This window comes from Simiduia aestuariiviva (genome assembly GCF_014192475.1).
GTDB classification, from domain to species: domain Bacteria; phylum Pseudomonadota; class Gammaproteobacteria; order Pseudomonadales; family Cellvibrionaceae; genus Simiduia; species Simiduia aestuariiviva.
In genome coordinates, this window is the sequence record NZ_JACHXZ010000001.1 from 291,546 (window position 1) to 312,383 (window position 20,838).

Here is a 20,838-nt window from a genome sequence, read left to right on the forward strand (position 1 = left end):
CACTATGTAATGTGGAAAAAACTTTTGCTGGCAATCAGTGCGCTGTGTGCCACTTTGTTCGTAGCTGTCTATTGGTTCTTTAGCTTGTTCACCGGTCAGGTAGACGTGCAAGAGCTGCCCAACACGCAACCCGAATCGCTTGCCTATGTGGCCAGTGGTTTGCCGCCAACCCGCGGTAATATTTTGATTGTGGTGACCAGTCAGGCACGTTTCCCTGGTACCGATACTGCAACAGGCTACGAGTTGACAGAATTGTCGCGCGCTTACTACGTGTTTACTGCCAATGGTTTTCAGGTTGACGTGGCAAGTCCGCAGGGCGGTTACGCGCCTATGGTGCTCGACAATGATGATATGGGGCCCTTCGATTACGCATTTCTGAATGACCCCGCCGCTCAAAAAAAATATAAGCACACAATGCCCTTGGCCGACGTCAATCCGGAAAACTATCGGGCCGTTTATTTTGCCGGCGGCAAGGGCACGATGTTCGATTTTCCCAATAATCCACACATCGCCAACCTGTTGGCCGTGCAGTTCGAGCGCGGCGGCGTGGTGGCAGCGGTGTGTCACGGACCGGCAGCTTTGCTAAATGCGCCATCGCTTGCCGGCCGTAATGTCACCGGTTTCACTAATGCCGAGGAGCTATTTCTAATACCCGATGCCCGCACGCGATTTGGCTTTTTATTGGAAGACGCGCTGATTGCTCAGGGGGCAAATTTTAGTCAGGGGCCTTTGTATCTGCACCACGTGGTCGTGGATGGGTCACTCATTACTGGTCAAAATCCTTGGTCGGTGTGGACGGTGGCCGAAGAAATGGTGGCTGCCTTGGGCTATGTGCCGGTGCCTCGGGCGATCACGGCCGAAGAGCGGTCGGTTACGTTGTTACAGCGTTTGGAGCTCGAGGGTGTGGAGGCCGCAATGCAGTCGATGAATCGACAAGCCGTTGCGCCAAAACGTATGCTTCTGGCTATGCACGTTATTGTGTCACTAATGAAGGCCGATTTTGGGCGGGCCGTGGAGCAGTTACGGATATTGAATAAAGCGAAGGAGTTGGCATCCAATTAGCACATGTTTGCAATCCAATATTGAGATATTGTGCGCTCTTAACAAAGCAGACGTCAGCTAGATCTATCAATCAAGCACCGATCACAGATTGATCCTTTTAGACAAAAAGATCCAGCTGGCGTCGATAGTTAACGGCCTCGCAAATCCTTTTCGTTGTGCGCTGTGCCTATAAAGGTTAAATTGTAGCGCTTCTCGAAGGCGTGTTCGTCGACAAAGTTGAGGGCAGGCGAACCTTAGGGCTTTTTTATGCGACTGAGTTGTTCGAGCGAGTATCTATAATAATCTATCAGGGATGAATGATGGAAAAGCATGTGGTAGACCGAAGCGCAGATGGGCGATTTTTCTATATCGACTTTCTGCGGGTTGCGGCAATTGTCATGATGTTCATTTTTCATGTAAACATGATATTCGTGGCCGAATGGGACTGGCATATAAAAAATGTGAGTCAAAGCAACGTATTGATGGAGGTTAATTATTGGATGGCATTCTTTAGAATGCCGCTATTATTCTTCGTTTCCGGCTTTATTTCTTGCATCCTGTTGGAAAAGTGGTCTAGTCGAAAGTTTATCGCCGAGCGGTTCAATCGCCTTATTTTGCCAACAGTTATCTGGACATTTGTGCTTGTGGCACCTCAGATATACTTTGAGCGTAAGCTGCAGGGGGCGGAATATAGTTATATTGAGTTCTACAGTACTTTCTTAGAATTCAAGTGGTGGCCAGAGGGCAATTTTCACTGGTTGCACTTGTGGTTTATCCCCTATTTGTTTGTCTACAATCTGCTATCAATACCTGTGCTCTATGTCATTCAAAGAGTAGGTGTTAAATTTCCAGCAGCCATGTCAAGTAAGTCGGTCTCTTATTTGATTTGTCTTTTTGTGACTGTCGCTGTAATCCCCTACATTTGGCTCAGTGTAAACTACCCTGTAACCTACGACTTGATTCACGACTATGCGCGCCACGCGCAATTTTTCCCCTTTGTTGTTGCGGGATTGCTTGCGTACAAATTTAAGGTCATTGCTGATTTTCTGGAAGAAAAAAGGGCAGTTTTTTTGCGCTTAGCCTTCTTGGCTATAGTGTTGATTAACGTTGTGCGATGGAACGGTTGGGAGCCTAGATACCTATGGGATGACTGGCTGAGTCACCCGGCGTCCTATTTGTTCCTGATCTTACTTAGTGTCAATTCGTGGTTTTGGGTGATGGCTCTCTTGGGATATGGCAAGCGCTATCTGAATAGAGGCTCTAGTGTGCTTTCCTATTGCAATAGGGCTGTATATCCATTCTACATTTTGCATCAAACTGTAATAGTCGTTTTAGGCTACTATGTCGTGCAAACGGCAGACAGTGATGCGTTTAAATACGTATTTTTACTGGTGGCCTGTTTTATCATTAGTGCGGCAATTTATCATTTGTATATACACCCCTTTAAAGTAGTGAGGTTTTTGTTCGGTGCAAAATGACATTGCGGAGGGGTTGAAGTGTCGTCAAATCCGTCGCCGCGATTCTCGGCAACCGTTAAGATCACGTGAAAGACTTCAAGCTAGGTGTGTCGAGTGGTTAATAGCTTGAAAAACTCGTAGACAATGGCCCGCTATAATTACTCGCATTCAGGAGACTAGTATGAGCAACAATGTGCACAGCGAATTGATAGCAACGCTCGTAGGTAAGCAGGTGCGAATTTATACTACGGGCGACTTTTTGACGCAGGATCATCTGCCTGATCGCGTGAATATTGAGTTATCGGAGACGCGACATATCGTGCGTATTTGGCAGGGCTAGGGTAATCGCGTGCGATGAAGATGTTACTAAAAAAATATGCGCCACTGCTGATGTTAGTGTTGGTGATCATTGGTTTTCAGTGGTACAGCAATGCGCGCACGGCACGTTATGAGGCGCTGGCCTACCTCAGTGAAGGGCTGGTTATTGGCGCGCCGGTTAAAATGCAGGTGGCGATGTACTACCAGATGCACGGCGAGTTCCCATCCTCTAACCAAGCTGTGGCGCTGCCGCCACCCAGTAGCTATAAGGGGCAGTCACTAACCCGTCTCGCCATTTCGACGGGGGGAATTATTACCCTGACCTACGATAAAAAATCGGGCGTGCACAATGGCATTATTGAGTTGATTCCCAGTATCGATGCGCGCCAAAGTATTCGTTGGGAATGTTTCACGCCCAGCTACCGGGCGGTGCCTAACTGCCCCTATATTTCTGTTAAAGGTCCCCGCGGCACCGCTTGGTAAAGGCCGCGCTTACTCAGAGCCCCATGGTGCGACGGGCGTCGGCACTGGCTGGCTCAAATCAAAGTCCACGCGAAACTCCCGCCCCTCGCGCACCATTCGATAAGTAAAGACCGTTGGGTAGTGATAGAACTGCCAAGTGTTGCCGTTGGATTGTGGTATCCCCTCTCGCACAAACATCTCTTTGGTTGCGCCATCGGCCGGGAATGACTGCACCTGCGCCCATCCCGTTTCTTGCGTGTGGCCGCCGTACTGAGTGATAGCGTCTTCACTGCCGTCGCGATGGCGGTGGTCGTGTTTGAGCTGGAGGCCGGTGTCGGTTTTAGTGAGCACCCAGGTGCGCGAGGCGTCTTCGCCCACATGAAAGGGAATGCGAATCGCGCGTTCACCGCACTGGCGCACGTGCATGATCAGGGGCTTGTTTGCAAAGTCACCACCGGGGGCATTGTCGACCGTCACTTTGCCCGCAAAGGCTTTGCCACATAGGGGTTTTAGGCTGCTAAAAAAGGCCTCTTGTGCCGGGGCCGGAGCGGCAGTTGCCACTGCGCCGGTGGCGAGTAGTAGGGCGACAGTCATCGTGCGTAACGCGTGCATAAATAGTCCATTCGTTCGTAAGCTGGACTTGCAACTTACCAGTGAAGGGACGGCGCGGCAATGAAGGGGCTCAGGCTAATCGTGGCGCGACGGAAAAAACACGGAGCGCAGCCAATTCCACCAGCCATTGCCCGCCATTACATATTTATCCAGTTGATCCTGATTTCGGTAATAGTGTTCTGGGTTTTGAAACAGCGAGGCACGGGTAAGCATTTTGCGTTTTGGGTTTAGGGTTTTGACCACCTTTGCGGGGTTGCCGGCGACAACGGTATTGGCAGGAACATCTTTGGTTACGACGCTGCCGGCACCCACCACACTGTTGTCACCGATGGTCACGCCCTTGCAGACAATGGCGCTGTCGCCCACCCAAACGTTATTGCCTAGCGTTATGGGGTGGCTGCAGCGAAACGGGCGCGTGCGATTGTAGAGGCCGTGCCAGTCTGAATCTGAAATGTACACGTTGGCGGCTAGCATACTGTTGTCGCCAATGTGGATGCCCACATTTGATGCGATGCGCACGCCCGGAGAAATCAAAACATTGTCGCCTATGTAGATGGCGCCTTGGCTTTGTTTGCCTGACCAGCAAGTCAACTGAACGGGATTGTGGCGCGCGGAAATAATGTGGGCACAGCTGCCCAGATGAATGCCGGCACCAAACACCGAAACCGTCCATGGCGCCACCACTTGCAGCCCGCGACCACAGCGATCAAATTGTGGCCGTAGAAAGCGCCGCGTGTAAAAGCGATTGAATTGATTGCTCAGCCACTTGAGGGCGTAGGGGCGATTATTTTTTCGCATGTGTATTTACGTCATTCCTCTGCGCGGGTCATTTTTGAGTTTGGCGTTGCAATTTTGCGGTACACTGGGTCTTTAATTTTTACCACTGGCAGCGTAGATTTTATGAAATTGCTACACACTGAAAATTTTGATATTTCCACCGTGAAAGGTTTTCTCGCTGAGGACGAAGGCGAGGGCTTGTATCAATTGGCACTCACTGCCAGTGAAATGGGCCCCTGCTTAGAAGTCGGCAGCTATTGTGGTAAATCCACGGTGTTTTTGGGTGCAGCTTGTCAGCAGCACGGTCAAACGTTGTTTGCCGTTGACCACCATCGCGGTTCCGAAGAACATCAGCTGGGCGAGGAGTACCACGACCCAGACTTGTTTGATGGCAGCGTACAAAAAATGGATAGCTTTCGCACCTTTCGCGACACCCTAAGCCGTGCCCGACTCGAAGATACCGTGGTGCCCATCGTGGCGCCATCCACGGTGGCTGCACGCCATTGGGCGACGCCACTGGCCTTGGTTTTCATCGATGGCGGTCACGCCTATGAGACTGCCTTGGGTGATTACCGCAGCTGGGCCGCCCATGTGATGCCGGGCGGCTTGTTGCTGATTCACGACATTTTTCCCAACCCCGCAGATGGCGGCCAAGCGCCTTACGACATCTATAAGCTGGCGCTGGCATCCGGCCTGTTTGAAGCCTTGCCAACAATCAATACCCTCGGTGTACTGCGCCGTCTTTAAACGGTGAGCGTGCGTGACTTGCGCTGTTGCGCGGGTGCCAATAGGTTTACCTGCGTAAACAAGCGCGCCGCCGGCGTGTGCTCGGTGAGCGCATCGGCGGCCAATAAAATTGCACCGCTGGTCCAGGTGGTCTTTTCCTCGGGCCAGACGACCTTGTCGCGAAATTGGTAGCCCATCCAATAGCCGCCATCACTGTCTAAAAATTGGTGTAGCCAGCTGTATAAATTCACGGCGCGCGCGTGGTCGCCAATGGCGAGTAGGGCCATGGTCAGCTCGCAACTCTCCGCAATGGTGACCCAGGGTTCATCGCTGACACAGCGGCAACCGAGATTGTTCTCTACGAAAGTGGACCAGCGGCTGTCGATGCGTTTGCGCGCGTCGTCGCCAGTGATGACGCCGGTGAGCACGGGGTAAAACCAGTCCATGGAATAGCGTGCCTTGCTCTCCCAGGTGCGATCGAAGCGCTCGGGTTTATGTCGCAAGCAATCCACCAAGCGGGTGCGCGCCGTGCGCCAGTGCTGGCAGTCTTCCGCCAAAACTACGGCGATATTAATGGCGCACTCCAAGCTTTTGGCAATGGAACTGTTGGCGGTAATCAGGGCATCGCCAAGACCGCAATCTTGTTCATCGACGGCCCAGTCTATTTCGCCGTGGACGCTTTGGAAACGCAGCACAAAGTTGATGGCCTGACGCACCATTTGCCAATGGTGCTGTAAAAAGCTGCGGTCTTCAGTGATCAAATAGTGGTGCCAAATGCCCGTGGCGACGTAGGCGATAAAATTTGTCTCGCGCTTTTTTTTGCACAGGGCTTGGTTGTTTCGGTAGTGATTCCACCAGCTGCCATCTGCCAGCTGCTGATCGGCGAGCCATTGATAGGCCAGTTCGGCCGCCGCCCACTCGCCCGCGATAGACAGGCCCATGGCCGCCTCGGTGTGATCCCAAGGGTCGGCTTTATCGCCGCGGTACCAGGGAATGCAGCCGTCTTCAAATTGCTGCGCCAAAATGTAATTGACGGTGGGTGCTAGCAGCGCCTTGGGAAATCGGCCTTTTTGTAGCAGAAGTGATGTCACTGTGATTCCTCGGTGCGGTAGTACATCACCACACTTTTCCCCATTAGGGGGTTAAGTAATTTTTCCAGGGTCTGGGTGAGCCAAGGTTTTTGCATTAAGTCCCACACCAATAATTTGTGGTAGGCGCGAATTAATCGCGACTGATCCTGCCGTTGCCAAAGCGCGCATTTTAACCACCAAAACGGTGCGTGCAGTGCGTGCGCCCAATGGCGTTTGTAGCGGCGGAAACCGAGCTGTTCAATTTCGCCATTGAGTTGTCCACTGTCAAAGATGCGGATGTGCCCGCCCTCTACCTGATGGTATTCGGCACTAAAAGCCCAGCAAATTTTTTCTGGCCACGCGCGCGGCACGCTAATGGCGAGCAGGCCGCCGGGTTTCAGTACCCGCTGAATTTCGCGCAGTGCACCGGCGTAATCGGGCAGGTGCTCGAGCACCTCGCTGCAAATAATTTTGTCGAAGCTGTGGTCGGCGAAGGGCAGTTGCAGTGCGTCAGCCTGTTGCAGCAAGAAGTGGCCGCCGACCTTGGCGAAGGGGCGCTGGCGCGCTTGCGCAGTGCGCAAATCCGTTGCACTCAGGTCGACGCCGACGGCGGTAATGTCGGCGGCTATATAGGCGTTGATTACATGTCGGCCTTCGCCGCAGCCGAGGTCTAGTAGCGTGTCGCCGGCCGTCAATGGAAAGTGCGTAAAATCAACGGTGAGCACGGTGGGCTCCAGATTGCGAAGGGGTGTTTACGCGCGCTCGATAGTAGGTGGTGAAGGTTTCGGCAACGCGCGCCCAGCTGAAGTTTTGTTCGATGCGCGCGCGCGCCTTGGCGCTCAGCATGGCGCGCAGGGCGGGCTTGTCGAAAATTTGCGAAATGGCCTGGGCGATGGCGGTGGCATCGCCGGCGGGCACGCTTAGCGCGGCGTCGCCCACAACTTCGGGAATGGCGCCGCCGCTGCTCGCCACGAGTGGCAGCCCGCAGGCCATGGCTTCACCGGCCGGCAATCCAAATCCCTCGTAGAGCGAGGGCACAACGGCGGCCAGCGCACCGTTGTAATGTCGCACCAATGCCTCGGTACTAATGCCGGAGATAAAGGTCACGCAATTGCGCAGGCCCAAGGCATCGAGGCGTCGCTCGGTATCGCCGCCGGCCTGCAACTTGCCGATGACCGTGAGCTGGATGGCCGGGTAGTGCGGTCGCAATTGGTGCATGGCCTCCAGTAAAAAGCGCAACCCCTTGAGGGGCTGGTCGGCACTGGCGGTGGTGATCAGGCTGAAGGGCGTTTTGGCGATGCTCGAGTCGGGTTTAAAGACTTCGGTATCGATGCCATTGGGAATCACATCTATGGACGTCGCGGGGCGATCAAACGCAGTGGCAATGTCGGTGCGCGACTGCTCCGAAACGGTCACTACGTGTGCGAGTTTTTGGGTGACGCGCTTTTGCATGCGTAAAAAAGAATGCCAGCGTTTGATGAGCAGTCGCATGCCCCAGTTGGATTCTTGTTCGAGCTTCAATTCCAGATCGCGGGTGATGGGGTGGTGCACTGTGGCAACTACGGGCAGGCCCCGCCGCTGCAACGTGAGCAGCCCCCATGCCAAGCACTGGTTGTCGTGAATCACGTCGTAACGCTGGCCATATTGCAGCAAGTATTTGGCAGCTCGTCGACCAAAGGTGTAGGGCTCGGCAAACCCTCCGGTGAGCTTACTGCACCATTCAAAGGTGTCGGTGTAGCTAGTGAGGTGGCGCAGGCGCAGCGCGCGCAGCGGATCTTCTACGGCGAATAAGTCGAGACTCGGCATTTTTATGAGCCGCACGCCGTCCACTAAGTCGGGGTAGGGCGGGCCGGAAATCACGTCAACTTGATGGCCCATTGCCAGCAGTGCTTTGCTGAGATAGTGCAGGTAGATCCCTTGGCCGCCCACGTGCGGGTGCGAGCGATAGCCCAACAGGCAAATGCGCAGCGCAGGTTGCCCGTCTGTTGCTAAGCCAGAAATGGCCTGTGCGCTATTGATGTTGGCCTGGGCGAGCGTGCGTGCGTTCATAGGGCGGTTCGATGTGAATGATTGCAGAGGGTATAGCGAATTGGTGGTGAGGCCAAGTGTGACCGATTATAGGGAGTGGGTCAGCGCTCGCCAACTCGAAAGGGCGACTTGGGAGTCAGCCGGCGCCGCCATGGGGCGCCGGCTGCAGTCACTAAAACTGCCAGCGCGCCCCGAGTGCCAGACTGCGCCCGGCGTCGGGTGCATAGGCGCGCAGGATTGAGCTGGCGTTGCGGATTTCCGCGTTGGTGAGGTTAGTGGCGCGTGCGAACAGCAACACGGTTTGCTGGTCGCCGATATCGAGCGCATAGCTGGCCGACAGGTCCACGCGGGTATAGCCATCAACCGCGACTTCCTCCAGCCCCGGGTTGCGCTGAGGCCAAACGTAGCTGGTGCGCAGCTCCGCCTGCCATGGCCCTTGGGAGTGGTCTAGTGTCAATCCGGCTCTGGGTGCGCTAATGCGCGGCAAGTCTTCGCCGGCGTGGGTTTGCGCCCGCACCGTGTCGCCGAAGGCCGAAAGCTGCCAGTGCTCGTGTAGCGCCACGTCAAACTGGACTTCTGCTCCGTAAAAGCGCGCCCCCGTTTGGGTGTATTGGTACAACGGCAGTTCATCTGCTTCGGTGCCTGTGTTGATCTTGTAGATAAAATCGGCAATGCGGTTGTTGAACAGGTTTAGCGTGGCGTGAATTGGCCCCTCGTAGTGGTAGCTCAAATCGATGTTATGGCTGGTTTCGGGGGTGAGTGCGCTGTCGCCGCGGGCATAAAGCTGTTCGGCGAGGTGTGGACCCTCAGCGTAAAGCTCCTCCACGGAGGGGGCTCGCTGTGCGCGCGCGAGGCCAAGGCTGAGGTGGTGCTGTTCATCGATATGCCAGTGCGCCGCGCCCGAGAGACTTAGGCTGGTGAAGTCGCGCCCGCGGTTGTGATCTGGTTTGATCTCGCTGTGCTCAATCCGCCCCCCCAGCTCAAACACCCAGGCGCCCCGAGTGTATTCCTCCAGCGCAAAGATGCCGAGGTTGCCGATATCAGAGCGAGGGATAAACGCTTCCTCTCCCAGAGCCGAGAACTCCCGCTGGCCCCATTGCAGGCCGACAGCGCCGCGTCGGGCATCGCCGTCGAGGTGAATGGCTTCGACGCGCCCCTCCCAGGCTTGATTGATAAAGCGGGTGCCGGGTGCGCCACCTTCTAACTCGGTATGCGAGTAGTCGTTGTAGGCGAGGCGAAAGCTCAGTTGTTCGGCCCAGGGGGCCAGATCGTGCAATTCGCCCTTGAGGTCGTAGCGGGTTTGGTGCATCTCGATGCGCACTTGCTCTTCCTCTTCTCCCTCCGGCTCTTCGGCTTCCTCCTCATGGGCGTGCGCGTGGCCACCCGGAGGAATACCGTAATGATTGTCGAGGGAGCTGATTGAAAAACCGATATAGCCCTGCTCGAACTGGCGGCTGACGCCAAACGCTCCTGCGCTGGCCTCGGCCTGACTGTTGGGTAGGCGACCGTGGTCAGCCTCGGCTTCCGGCTCTTCGTCTGAATGGGTGTCAGCGTCTAGGTGCGCCTCGCCAGGAATGCGCATCAGATCGCTGTCGCGGTGCAGGCCGTCGAGATGCCAGGCCCAGTTGCCACTGCCGCCCTCCAGCAGGCCAATGGCTGCCGATTGTTGATTGACTGAGTGGTAGCGCACTTCGCCCGCACCACGCAGACCATCGATGGCCTCGTCGGGAATGCGGTTGTCGATGACGTTGACCACGCCGCCAATGGCATCGTTGCCATAGCGCAGTGTGGCGGGCCCGCGCAGCACTTCGATGCGTTCAGCGAGCAGGGGTTCAACGCTATTGGCGTGATCGGGACTGGCGCCGGCCACGTCCATACTGCCCAAGTGGTTTTGCATAACTTTGACGCGATTGGCGCTTTGGCCGCGAATGACGGGCGCGCCCACGCCGGGGCCAAAGGACGCTGAGCGCATGCCCAGCTCGTCTTGCAAAGATTCGCCTAGGGTGCTGCTGGCCTTGCGTCGCAGAGCCTCTCCCGACAATTGCGTGGCGGGTTGGGTCAACGCATCACTTTGTTTGGCCAGCGGTGAGGCGGTGACCAGCACCTCTTCTAAGTCGGAATTGGCAGCATTTACAGACAGCGGCGCACAGGCAATGGCCAGCCACAAGGCTGACCGGCCCCATACTGGGGCTGAAAAACGGTGGTACATAGATATTCTCCACGGCCAAGCACAGCGTGCTCGGCAAAAGCATTAGTCAAAAATAGGGTTAGGCAGATGCTTCGCGGGTAGAGGGGGGGTCGCGCTTACCGCGCTTTTGGGTATGGCGATGAATTCGGTGATACGGGGACGTTTCAAGCCACAGGCCAGGCTCCGGGCGTTGCAGCTCGGTTTTATCGTCATCGCAGGCGAGTGTAGGGGCGTGTTGGCACAGGTAGCAGTCGGCGCGCAACTGCTGGTGGTCGTGCTGGGTTTCAAGTGCCTGCGAAAACACCAGACACAATGCCAGCACTGCAAATAGCAGGGCGCGGGGCTTGCGAAGGGCGATGGTTTTGAACATAGTCGGCAACTTGAGTAGTTCAGGCTCAGCCTACTAGTCTACAGTTTATTGGGGCTTTGGCGCTAGTCCATTAGCGACCGAGACCCTCGGAATCGGTCACCGTGAGGAGCGCGCTTGAGCACAGATCATCAACAGGATCGCCTTATTGGCGGGGGTGCCAGCAGTCGTGCGAGCCTAGGCGAACGGCGGACTTTGTGCATTTCAGTCTCGGGCCGCTTTGGCTTGGATGCCCACCAGGCATTTCGCGATGCCTACCAACCCTTCCTGATGCGTGCGCGCCGTTGTGAAATTGATTTGCATGATTGCGAGGGCATCGACAGTGCCGGCTTGGCGCAGCTGTTGATCCTGCGCGATTTGATCGGCTTGGAGCAATCCCAGTTTCTGCTCAAAGGTTGCAGTGCCGATGTGTGCCGATTGCTGGGTTATGCGAATTTTGATCGCTTATTTACCGTAATCCCTCGCTAGCAGCGCTGGGCAGCCTTGGCCCTAGCCTATATAATCCCCGCTCCTCGAAAACCAGCCACTGGAGTCTCTGTGGAGCGCACCGCTAACGTCAGCCGCGATACGCTGGAAACACAAATCACCGTGCAATTAAATTTGGACGGTAAAGGTCATGGGCGCTTTGATACCGGCGTGCCTTTTCTTGAGCACATGATGGACCAGATCGCCCGCCACGGGCTGATCGACTTGGACATCACCTGCAAGGGCGACACGCACATCGACGACCACCATACGGTGGAAGATATCGGCATCACGCTGGGCCAAGCCGTGGCGAAAGCCGTGGGCGACAAAAAAGGTATTTGTCGCTACGGCCACGCCTATGTGCCGCTCGATGAAGCCCTGTCGCGCGTAGTGATCGACTTTTCAGGCCGCCCCGGTCTGATTATGGACATTCCGTTTACCCAAAAACGCATCGGGCAATTTGACACCGAATTGTTTTGGGAGTTTTTTCAGGGCTTTGTCAATCACGCGCAGGTCACGCTCCACATAGATACCCTGCGCGGCTCTAATGCGCACCATCAGATTGAAACCGTGTTCAAAGCTTTCGGTCGGGCCTTGCGCATGGCGCTGACGCCGGACCCTCGCATGGCCGGGCAAATGCCGTCCACGAAAGGCTCGCTATAAATCATGAGCCAAACCATTGCGGTGATCGACTACGGCATGGGTAACCTGCATTCAGTGGCCAGTGCATTGCAACATGTGGCGCCCGATGCGCGCGTACTGGTGACCGCCGACCCGGCTCAGGTGGCGATGGCCGATCGGGTGGTATTCCCCGGTGTGGGTGCCATTCGCGATTGCATGGCCGAAATTCGTCGACTTGGCTTTGATGAGTTAGTGCGCGCACAGGTCGCCAGTGGCAAGCCGGTGCTCGGCGTGTGCGTGGGCATGCAGGCGTTAATGGATAGCAGTGAAGAGAATGGCGGCGTCCCGTGCATGGGTTTACTGCCTGGGCAGGTGCACTTTTTTGGCCACGATTTACATGAGCCCGGTGCTGTCGAGCGCTTGAAAGTACCGCATATGGGCTGGAATCAAGTGACTCAGGTGGCCCACCCCTTGTGGCATGGCATCGAAGACCTAAGCCGATTTTATTTCGTGCACTCATACTACGTGCGGGCAGCGAGTACTGGGCAAGTGGTGGGCCGCTGCCATTATGGCGTCGACTGCGATGTGGCGCTGGCGCAAGACAATTTGTTTGCCGTGCAATTTCATCCCGAAAAAAGCCATGCCCCCGGGCTGCAATTACTGCGCAATTTTGTGGCCTGGAAGGGCCAGCCTTAATTTTTTGATTTAGTCAGGATTTTTCCATGTTAATTATTCCCGCCATCGATTTGAAAGACGGCCAATGCGTGCGCTTGCGCCAAGGTTTAATGGATGATTCCACGGTGTTTTCCGATGATCCGGTGGCCATGGCCGCACAGTGGGTTGAGCAGGGTTGTCGCCGGTTGCACTTGGTGGACTTGAACGGTGCTTTTGAGGGCAAGCCGGTGAACGGCGAAGTGGTTGCCGCCATAGCCAAAGCCTACCCGGAACTGCCGATTCAAATTGGTGGCGGTATTCGCAGTGCCGAAATTATTGAGGCCTATTTAAATGCGGGTGTGAGCTACGTAATTATTGGCACCAAGGCGGTCAAAGAGCCGAGCTTTGTAACGGAGATGTGCAAGGCGTTTCCGGGTCATGTGATCGTCGGTTTGGATGCCAAAGACGGCTTGGTGGCGACCGACGGCTGGGCCGAAGTGTCCGATGTGAAGGCTACGGAGTTGGCCAAGCGGTTTGAGGCCGATGGTGTAGAGTCCATTGTGTACACCGATATCGCCCGCGACGGCATGATGCAAGGCGTTAACGTTGAGCAGACCCTCGCCATGGCGCGGGCATCTTCCATTCCTGTTATCGCCTCGGGCGGCATCACCAACATGGATGATATTCGCGCACTAAAAGCCGTGGCCGACCAGGGGGTTTGCGGTGCCATCACTGGGCGCGCCATCTACGAGGGCACGCTCAAGATGGGCGAAGCCCAGCAGTATTGTGACGCCTAAGACGGAGAGGACAGCACACCATGGCACTCGCTAAACGCATCATCCCCTGCTTGGATGTGGAAAATGGCCGCGTGGTTAAAGGCGTGCAATTTTTGGATATTCGCGATGCCGGAGATCCCGTAGAGATCGCTCGCCGATATAACGAAGCGGGCGCCGACGAAATTACGTTTCTCGATATCACCGCCAGTCACGAAGAGCGAGAGACCACCGTGCACACCGTGGAAGCCATTGCGTCCGATGTGTTCATCCCGCTGACTGTGGGGGGCGGCATTCGCAAGGTGGACGACATTCGGCGCATGCTCAATGCCGGTGCCGACAAAGTGTCGATCAATTCCGCCGCCGTGTTTAACCCCGAGTTCGTCAAGCAGGCCTCCGACCGGTTTGGGGCTCAGTGCATCGTAGTGGCGATCGACGCCAAGCGGGTGTCGGGCGAGGGCGAAACGCCGCGCTGGGAAATATTCACCCACGGGGGGCGCAAGCCCACCGGAATTGATGCGGTCGAGTGGGCCGTGCGCATGGCTGAGTACGGCGCCGGTGAAATTCTGCTCACCAGCATGGATCAAGACGGCATGAAGAGCGGCTTCGATCTTGGTGTCACCCGTGCGATCAGCGAGGCGGTGCCTATACCCGTGATCGCCTCGGGTGGCGTTGGCAATCTGCAACACCTAGCCGATGGCGTGCTTCAGGGCGGTGCGGATGCCGTGCTTGCGGCCAGTATTTTTCACTTTGGAGAATACACGGTGGCGGAGGCGAAGGCCTACATGGCGGCGCAGGGCATCGAGATGCGCCTCTAATTCTAAGCAAACTTCAGCCCTCGGCCTGTCATTCATGTGCGCCGTTCGGTTAGCGATCTACAGCAATGATTCGGTAGGGCGTTCGCCCCTGCAGCCCGGTTGCTGGCGTTGGGTTTCGAATTCCAGAATGGCAGACAGCAGAAAACGGACGCTACCTGCGTAGCATCCGCGTTTTTAAGCGTGTTCCGAGTGCAGTTAGGCGGCGTGGCGTCCGTAGCGCTCGAGCGTTGGGATCAGCGGCGCGCCGGCACCCATAATGAACTCGATAAATTCCGAGGCACCTTCACGGGCTTCGCTCAGGCTATCAAAGGGCCCAATGGCCACACCTTCACGCGTGTTGTAGTACCAGTAGTCTTCTTTTTTGAAGAAACGCTCAATCCGTGTGGGCACGCTTCCTTGTTCACCCAATCGTTGCAGACTCATAATTTTGCCTTTGCTCGTCATGTCAGCTAGCTGACTTAGCGATCTCTTTAGCGTCACCGCAGGCTTATGCGGGTCGTCAACTGCGAGATCATTCCCTCAAACGAGGGGTCCAATTCAGTACTTGGCAGCCAAGAAAAGAGCGCCAAGCCCTATGACCACATTGGTTGACGGATAGGACCGCCAACCTTTTTAAGTTTATCGAACATCGGGGTCAAGTCTTATATTAATTGGATATATATGTATGCCCTGCTTATTACCCTACCGCGCTAATCCTTGCTGCCAAGGGGTTTTTACGCGCCAGTTAACGGGCTGAATGTGACGGCCTTGGGATTGGTTGTGTGATAGCTGTCGCAGTAGTCTGTACAGAGGTACTAATTCAACTGACTTGTCCAGTAGCGCCAGCTCTTGGCGCAGTACGGCGAGCGTTTGGGGGTAGGGGTGGCCAATGGCGATGGCAAACCCTTGGCGCTGAGCCAATGCAATGGCCTTGTGCAGCTGGCGCTTTATGGCGCCGGTAGACGGGTCATTATCGAGAAACACGTCCCGTTCGGCGGTCATCACCCCCTGACTGCGCGCTTTATCGTAGGCCACGCTTTGGGCGCTGGTTTTGCTGTCGACAAAATATTTATCGCGCTCGGCGAGCGTAAGCATCACCGCCTGCATGGGCAGGTCTTGGCTGGTGAGCAGGCTGCCCATGTGGTTGTTCATGCCCTCGGCCTGGGGGAAGGCGTCGAAGTGTTGGTTGAGGCGATGGTGGATTTGGGTGGCGGGCAGTTGCTCATCGATGCCGCCTGGATCGAGGGGGGCGTGATTGATGGTGGCCATGGGGATGTGTAGTAAGACATCGCGACCGCGCAGCCAAGCCCGTTGTGCCAAGGCTTGCGAGTGCGGTGCCACGGGCAGAATCGCAAAACTGATGGGGTAGGGCAGTGCAATCAATGCCTCGGCGGTGGCGCGCTGGTAGCCGATGTCATCGATGATGATGGCGAGCTGGGCAGGCTCTTGGGCGGAAGCCTGTGCCAGGAGTCCGCCGAACCCAAACAATGCCGACGCTAAGCCACGTTTCAGGCGCGCTAGGTAGCTCACGGCGCGCTTCACCTAGGGCGTATCGGAAGCGTGACCATTGGCACTGATAACGGTGGGTTCTTCCTTGGTTCCCGCTGTGGAGGTGGGCCGGCCGAACAGCTTGTATCCCTTCAATAAATTGAGGGCCTCAAACAGTTGGTTGTCCTTCTCGAGCATTTCTCGGTGCTCCTTCTGCGCCGTTGCCCGCTGCTTGGCCCTGCTTTCCTCGCCGCCATTGCCATTGTTGAGATGCCCCGATAAATCCGCTTCGGTGAACTGTGAGCGCGGTCGAATGGCAGTGAGTTTGGCGCGTTCCACGTGAATGTCCGGGGCGATGCCTTGGGCTTGAATTGAGCGCCCGCTGGGCGTGAAATAGAGCGCCGTGGTGAGTTTGATGGCACGCTCTTCGCTGATGGGGATGACCGTTTGTACCGAGCCTTTACCAAAGCTCTCCGTGCCAAGAATAATGGCGCGTTTGTGATCTTGTAGTGCACCGGCAACAATTTCTGAAGCGGAGGCGGAGCCGTCGTTAATCAGCACAACGATAGGGAGGCCGTTGGTGATGTCACCGCGGGTGGCACTGTAGCTGTTGTCGGCATTTTCAATGCGGCCCTCGGTGTAGACAATGAGACCCTGCTCCACAAAGGCGTCGACCACTTCAACGGAGGCTTGCAATACGCCGCCGGGATTGTTGCGCAAATCCAGCACAATGCCTTGCAGCGGACGCTCTTTTTGCAGCTTGTTGATGGCGTCGATCATGTCTTTACCCGTCCCGATTTGGAACTGTGCAATGCGCACGTAACCGTAGTCGTCACCTAGGCGTCTGGCGCGCACGCTTTGCACTTTAATGGCATCGCGCACCAAGGTGATTTCGCGGGGTTTGTCTTCGCCTTCGCGCATCAAGGTGACGTCGATTTTGCTGCCCTTGGGGCCGCGCATGGCTTTTACGGCTTCAGTTAGAGTCATGCCTTTCACGGACTTTTCGCCCAGTTTGATGATCAGGTCGCCGGATTCTATGCCCGCTTTAGAGGCTGGCGTGTCATCCATGGGCGAGATCACTTTGACGAATCCGTCCTCCATGCCCACTTCAATACCCAGTCCGCCAAATTCACCGGTGGTGTTGGTCTGCAAATCGTCAAAGGAGTTGGCGTCGAGATAGGCTGAGTGGGGATCTAGTTCAGCCAGCATGCCTTTGATGGCGTACTCAAGCAGTTCGCGATCACTGATGTCTTTGACATAGCCTTGGCGAATGTGGTCGTACACTTTGGTAAACGTGCGCAGGTCGTCCAGTGGCAGTAAACCGGGGTCTTCAGCGGCGTTCTCCGCGCCGAGGGCGGCACCCGCAAGACACAGTGAAAGGCCGGCAGCGAGCAAAGTGGCTGAGTGGCGAAAGTACTTCATTAAAAAATTGCTCCTGAGTGTGACAGCTGCGACGTCAAGCTTTCATCACAGTGTAATGCATGGTGCAGCCTTATGTTCATACGGTGACAATAAATTGCCTTGCGAGTTCACGCATTTGCGACAAGGCGCGCTATCCGCGGCACCAGTGCGCGGGATCAACCGGCTTGCCGGCGTGGCGAATTTCAAAATATAAGTTTGGATCCTGTTGGCCGCCACTGGCACCGACGCGGGCGATTACATCGCCGCTGGCTACCCAGTCGCCAGTTTCTTTATAGAGCACTTGGTTATGGGCATAGAGGCTTAAGTAATTATCGCCATGGTCAATGATGATTAGCATGCCCTGGCCGCGCATGTATTCGGAAAAGACCACCCGTCCTTGGTGGATGGCTTTAACCTCGCGGCCCTCTGGAGCGCCAATCAAAACGCCCTGCCATCGGAGGCTGTTGCCGGCGCGGTTGCTGCCAAAGCGCGCCTTCAGCGTGCCCTTGGTGGGCCAGCCCATGTCGCCTTTGCGCGCCTTAAACGCTTGGCCGGGTAGCGCCAGCGCGGTGTCGCTCAATTGGCGCGCAATTTCCGACATGATTTTCTCGAGGTGGGCGCGATCGGCTTCAGACTTTTGCAATTTAGCGTCTTTGGATGCAATGGCGGCGTTGAGTTTGGCGAGGGTGCGCGTGCGCTCGACGTTACGCGCTTGTAATTGTTGGTGTCTGGATGTGAGTTGGGATTGGGTGTGCGCGAGTCGTTCAGTTTGTCGCTCAATGGCCGGCGCTATGTTAGCCAGTTCATCGAGCGTGGATTGGTAGCGGGCAATTTTCTGTTGGCGATCGTCGAGTAGGCGCGCGTTATAGTAGGCCATGCGCGAGACGGTTGCAGGCGAATTTTGGCTCAGTAGCAACTGCAGCTGGGACGGGCTGCCGGTTTTATAGGCGGCCACCAGCTGCTCGCTAAACTCGGCCTGCTGTTGTTGTTTGGCGCCGTTAAGCGATTGCTCGCGAGCGCGTAGCTCAGCTAGCTTTTTTTTTGCGCGGCCAGTTCGCTGTTAATGCGCTCGATGTTTTTGAGCAGCTCAGCGATGTCGCTTTCATTGCGCCGCAGTTCGACGTTGAGTTCATCGCGGTTGGATTTGGCGGCGTTCAGCTCGCCCTGCAGTTTTTCAATCGTGGCTTGCAGTTCGGTCAGCTTGGCTTCGTAGCTGGCCTGATCCTGTGCGTGTAATTGGGGCGCCATGCCGAGGCAGAGTGCAAAGAGGGCGGCGTAAATTTTTTTCATAGGGGTGTAACCTGGTCGATTGAAACAAGCGCCTGTGCGAAGGCGAGTTGCGCGCCCAGCATAAAATGCCGAGCGCGCGAACGCCAGCCCGAGCTTACAGGAATTTGACCAGATTCCGTCCGGTCATCTCAGCGGGCTGGGCAATGCCCATGAGCGCCAGCATGGTGGGCGCCACATCGGCCAGCGAGCCGCCATCGGCGAGCGCTAGGCTGCGCTGGCCCGCGTAGACGAAGGGCACGGGCAGGGTGGTGTGCTGGGTGCTGACCTGCCCGGTGTTGTCATCAAACATCTCTTCGACGTTGCCGTGGTCGGCGGTGATCAGGGCCTCGCCCCCCACTTTTTCGACCGCTGCCAGTACTTCGGCAAGTGCGGCGTCAACCGCCTCAACGGCTTGTACTGCGGCATCAAATACGCCTGAGTGGCCCACTTGGTCGCAGTTGGCATAATTGCAGATGATGGTGTCAAAGGTTTGCGATTCGATGGCTGCCACCAATTTTTTGGTCACTTCGGGTGCGCTCATTTCAGGGGCCAAATCGTAGGTGGCCACTTTGGGTGAGGGCACTAATATGCGCTCTTCGCCGTCGTATAAGGCCTCTTGGCCGCCACTGAAAAAGAAGGTGACGTGCGCGTATTTCTCGGTTTCTGCGATGCGCAATTGCATCTTACCCTGCGCGGAGAGGTAGTCGCCCAGGGAGTTGGCCATGGATTCCGGCGGGAAGGCGCAGGGTGCCTTGATATCGGCGGCGTACTCCGTGGTCATGACAAAGTCTGCCAGTTGCGGCACTAGCTCGCGGGTGAAGCCGTCAAACTCGGGTTCGACGAAGGCGCGGGTGATTTCACGGGCGCGGTCGGGGCGAAAGTTCATGAAAATCAGGGCGTCGCCATCGTTGACGGTGGCTACCTCTTCGCCCTCCGCGACAATCACCGTGGCCTTCACGAACTCATCATTTTCGTCGCGCGCGTAGGCGGCTTTTAGCCCGCTAATGGCGTCGTCGGCATCGAACTCGGCGGCGCCGCTGGTCATCAGGTCGTAGGCGGCCTGTACGCGATCCCAGCGATTGTCGCGATCGAGCGCATAAAAGCGCCCAATGATGCTGGCAATGCGACCCACACCGAGGGCCTCAAATTTGGCTTGGGCTTTGGCCAGTGAGGCCTCGGCGCTGCGCGGCGCGGTATCGCGGCCATCGAGCATGGCGTGCAGGTAAATTTCTTTGGCGCCGCGCTGGGCGGCCAAATCGAGCATCGCCAGTAGGTGATCTTCGTGGCTGTGCACACCGCCCGGCGACAGCAGGCCCATGACGTGTACTGCTTTGCCGGCGCTGACCGCTTTGTCGATGGCGGCGCAATAGGTGGGATTGGTGTAAAAGTCGCCGTCGCTAATGGCTTTGTTGATCCGCGTGTAGCTTTGGTACACCACGCGCCCTGCGCCCAGTGTCATGTGGCCCACTTCGCTGTTGCCCATCTGGCCTTCTGGCAGACCCACGGCCATGCCTGAGGTGCCAATCAAGGTTTTGGGTTGTTCGGCCCAGAGGCGGTCCCAAGTGGGGGTCTTGGCCGCGCGAATGGCGTTGTGTTCGGTGCGCTCGGAGTATCCGAATCCATCGAGAATGATCAGAACCAGGGGCTTTTTGGCAGACATGAACGGGAGGCCTTTTACTTGCTACTGAAAATGGGGCGCACATTCTACCGCGTTACCGATGCAGAACTCTATGTTGGCGCTGGGCGCAGGGCAATATTTGTCGGTAAACCCGATGCTTGTTAGTGGCATAGGGTGATCAATGGGTGAATTTTGTGGAAATCTGCTGGCACGTCAGATGTCATGCTTTTTAAGGGGTGAGTCGCTATACTGGCGCGCTCGCGAGACTCGAACAAAGGAACATCCGTGGATTTAATCATTTTTCTTACCGAGCAGTGGCTTTTGGTGTCGCTGTTGTGTTTGTTGGTCTATGTCTACTTTTGGCGTGAAGGCGCCAAGGCGGGCGCCAACCTGTCCATTCATCAAATGACCACCCTCATTAACAAGGGTGATGCGGTGTTGATCGACATTCGCGATGCCGCGGAGTTCAAGGCTGGGCACATCGTCGATGCCATCAATATCCCCCACGCCAAGCTTGAAAAGCAGCTGGCGGAGCTGGAAAAATTTCAGGGAAAAACGCTCGTGTTGGTGGACAAGCTGGGTCAGCACACCGGCCACGCGGGTCGCATGTTGCGCGCCAAGGGCTATGATGTGTCGCGTTTAGGCGGCGGTATGGCCGAGTGGCAAGGGCAAAATTTACCCCTGGTCAAGAAATAGCACTGACCTT

24 protein-coding genes are annotated in these 20,838 nt (G+C 56.2%); 11 read left to right on the forward strand and 13 right to left on the reverse strand.

The features are described 5' to 3' along the window. The first annotated feature begins 9 nt into the window (after positions 1–9). The 4 genes from FHS30_RS01420 (at position 10) to FHS30_RS01435 (ending at position 3,299) form a co-directional block, all read left to right on the forward strand. Positions 10–1,062 (forward strand): type 1 glutamine amidotransferase domain-containing protein, encoded by a 1,053-nt coding sequence (locus tag FHS30_RS01420; RefSeq protein WP_183907569.1) that lies wholly within the window; start codon positions 10–12, stop codon positions 1,060–1,062. A gap of 299 nt (positions 1,063–1,361) precedes the next feature. After that, entirely contained in the window at positions 1,362–2,519 is a 1,158-nt protein-coding gene (locus FHS30_RS01425; RefSeq protein WP_183907571.1) for an acyltransferase family protein, read from the forward strand. Between the two features lie 160 nt (positions 2,520–2,679). Next, entirely contained in the window at positions 2,680–2,838 is a 159-nt protein-coding gene (locus FHS30_RS01430; RefSeq protein ID WP_183907573.1) for a hypothetical protein, read from the forward strand. 14 nt (positions 2,839–2,852) lie between these two features. Beyond that, entirely contained in the window at positions 2,853–3,299 is a 447-nt protein-coding gene (locus FHS30_RS01435) for a pilin (RefSeq protein WP_183907575.1), read from the forward strand. 9 nt (positions 3,300–3,308) lie between these two features. Here FHS30_RS01435 and FHS30_RS01440 read toward each other — a convergent pair whose 3' ends face one another. Then, a complete protein-coding gene (locus FHS30_RS01440; protein WP_183907577.1) occupies positions 3,309–3,890 on the reverse strand; it encodes a hypothetical protein in 582 nt (193 codons plus the stop codon). A 75-nt stretch (positions 3,891–3,965) separates the two neighbouring features. Beyond that, the gene (locus FHS30_RS01445) at positions 3,966–4,688 is read right to left on the reverse strand and encodes an acyltransferase (RefSeq protein ID WP_183907579.1); all 723 of its coding nucleotides are present in this window, start codon (positions 4,686–4,688) and stop codon (positions 3,966–3,968) included. Positions 4,689–4,790: 102 nt separating this feature from the next. Here FHS30_RS01445 and FHS30_RS01450 point away from each other — a divergent pair, with 102 nt between their 5' ends. Beyond that, positions 4,791–5,414 (forward strand): class I SAM-dependent methyltransferase, encoded by a 624-nt coding sequence (locus tag FHS30_RS01450; protein WP_183907580.1) that lies wholly within the window; start codon positions 4,791–4,793, stop codon positions 5,412–5,414. Here the strand turns inward: FHS30_RS01450 and FHS30_RS01455 are convergent. From FHS30_RS01455 to FHS30_RS01475, 5 genes are all read right to left on the reverse strand, one after another. Then, positions 5,411–6,484 (reverse strand): prenyltransferase/squalene oxidase repeat-containing protein, encoded by a 1,074-nt coding sequence (locus FHS30_RS01455; protein ID WP_183907582.1) that lies wholly within the window; start codon positions 6,482–6,484, stop codon positions 5,411–5,413. The genes FHS30_RS01450 and FHS30_RS01455 overlap by 4 nt on opposite strands. Then, complete coding sequence (locus FHS30_RS01460; protein ID WP_183907584.1) at positions 6,481–7,188, reverse strand: methyltransferase domain-containing protein; 708 nt, start codon at positions 7,186–7,188, stop codon at positions 6,481–6,483. The genes FHS30_RS01455 and FHS30_RS01460 overlap by 4 nt, the downstream gene beginning before the upstream one ends. Continuing rightward, positions 7,175–8,512 carry a glycosyltransferase family 4 protein gene (locus FHS30_RS01465; protein WP_183907586.1) on the reverse strand — a complete coding sequence of 446 codons (1,338 nt, stop codon included), beginning with the start codon at positions 8,510–8,512 and terminating at the stop codon, positions 7,175–7,177. Before FHS30_RS01465 ends, FHS30_RS01460 begins: the two co-directional genes overlap by 14 nt. Positions 8,513–8,663: 151 nt before the next feature. Beyond that, positions 8,664–10,700 carry a TonB-dependent receptor gene (locus FHS30_RS17260; protein ID WP_183907588.1) on the reverse strand — a complete coding sequence of 679 codons (2,037 nt, stop codon included), beginning with the start codon at positions 10,698–10,700 and terminating at the stop codon, positions 8,664–8,666. Positions 10,701–10,758: 58 nt separating this feature from the next. Next, positions 10,759–11,049, reverse strand: a complete 291-nt coding sequence (locus tag FHS30_RS01475; protein WP_183907590.1) for a hypothetical protein — start codon at positions 11,047–11,049, stop codon at positions 10,759–10,761. 114 nt (positions 11,050–11,163) lie between these two features. Between FHS30_RS01475 and FHS30_RS01480 the strand changes: the two genes are divergently transcribed. The 5 genes from FHS30_RS01480 (at position 11,164) to hisF (ending at position 14,377) form a co-directional block, all read left to right on the forward strand. Then, a complete protein-coding gene (locus tag FHS30_RS01480) occupies positions 11,164–11,514 on the forward strand; it encodes an STAS domain-containing protein (RefSeq protein ID WP_183907592.1) in 351 nt (116 codons plus the stop codon). Between the two features lie 69 nt (positions 11,515–11,583). Next, positions 11,584–12,174: an imidazoleglycerol-phosphate dehydratase HisB gene (hisB, locus tag FHS30_RS01485; RefSeq protein ID WP_183907594.1), complete on the forward strand. Its 591-nt coding sequence runs from the start codon at positions 11,584–11,586 to the stop codon at positions 12,172–12,174. After that, positions 12,175–12,828 carry an imidazole glycerol phosphate synthase subunit HisH gene (gene hisH, locus FHS30_RS01490; RefSeq protein WP_425502342.1) on the forward strand — a complete coding sequence of 218 codons (654 nt, stop codon included), beginning with the start codon at positions 12,175–12,177 and terminating at the stop codon, positions 12,826–12,828. A 26-nt stretch (positions 12,829–12,854) separates the two neighbouring features. After that, positions 12,855–13,583 carry a 1-(5-phosphoribosyl)-5-[(5-phosphoribosylamino)methylideneamino]imidazole-4-carboxamide isomerase gene (gene hisA / locus FHS30_RS01495; protein WP_183907598.1) on the forward strand — a complete coding sequence of 243 codons (729 nt, stop codon included), beginning with the start codon at positions 12,855–12,857 and terminating at the stop codon, positions 13,581–13,583. A gap of 20 nt (positions 13,584–13,603) precedes the next feature. Further along, the gene (hisF, locus tag FHS30_RS01500) at positions 13,604–14,377 is read left to right on the forward strand and encodes an imidazole glycerol phosphate synthase subunit HisF (protein WP_183907600.1); all 774 of its coding nucleotides are present in this window, start codon (positions 13,604–13,606) and stop codon (positions 14,375–14,377) included. A 195-nt stretch (positions 14,378–14,572) separates the two neighbouring features. Here the strand turns inward: hisF and FHS30_RS01505 are convergent, their stop codons facing one another. The 6 genes from FHS30_RS01505 to gpmI form a co-directional block, all read right to left on the reverse strand. After that, positions 14,573–14,800, reverse strand: coding sequence for a DUF6316 family protein (locus FHS30_RS01505; protein WP_246341108.1), 228 nt, complete (start codon positions 14,798–14,800; stop codon positions 14,573–14,575). A 258-nt stretch (positions 14,801–15,058) separates the two neighbouring features. Then, positions 15,059–15,886, reverse strand: a complete 828-nt coding sequence (locus FHS30_RS01510) for a divergent polysaccharide deacetylase family protein (RefSeq protein ID WP_183907601.1) — start codon at positions 15,884–15,886, stop codon at positions 15,059–15,061. A 12-nt stretch (positions 15,887–15,898) separates the two neighbouring features. Next, positions 15,899–17,266: a S41 family peptidase gene (locus FHS30_RS01515; protein WP_183907604.1), complete on the reverse strand. Its 1,368-nt coding sequence runs from the start codon at positions 17,264–17,266 to the stop codon at positions 15,899–15,901. 130 nt (positions 17,267–17,396) lie between these two features. Then, positions 17,397–18,200, reverse strand: a complete 804-nt coding sequence (locus FHS30_RS17345) for a peptidoglycan DD-metalloendopeptidase family protein (RefSeq protein ID WP_183907606.1) — start codon at positions 18,198–18,200, stop codon at positions 17,397–17,399. 74 nt (positions 18,201–18,274) lie between these two features. Next, complete coding sequence (locus tag FHS30_RS01525; RefSeq protein ID WP_183907608.1) at positions 18,275–18,535, reverse strand: hypothetical protein; 261 nt, start codon at positions 18,533–18,535, stop codon at positions 18,275–18,277. A 94-nt stretch (positions 18,536–18,629) separates the two neighbouring features. After that, entirely contained in the window at positions 18,630–20,174 is a 1,545-nt protein-coding gene (gpmI, locus tag FHS30_RS01530; RefSeq protein ID WP_183907610.1) for a 2,3-bisphosphoglycerate-independent phosphoglycerate mutase, read from the reverse strand. 252 nt (positions 20,175–20,426) lie between these two features. Here gpmI and FHS30_RS01535 point away from each other — a divergent pair, with 252 nt between their 5' ends. After that, positions 20,427–20,828, forward strand: a complete 402-nt coding sequence (locus tag FHS30_RS01535) for a rhodanese-like domain-containing protein (RefSeq protein WP_183909198.1) — start codon at positions 20,427–20,429, stop codon at positions 20,826–20,828. The last annotated feature ends 10 nt before the right edge of the window (positions 20,829–20,838 follow it).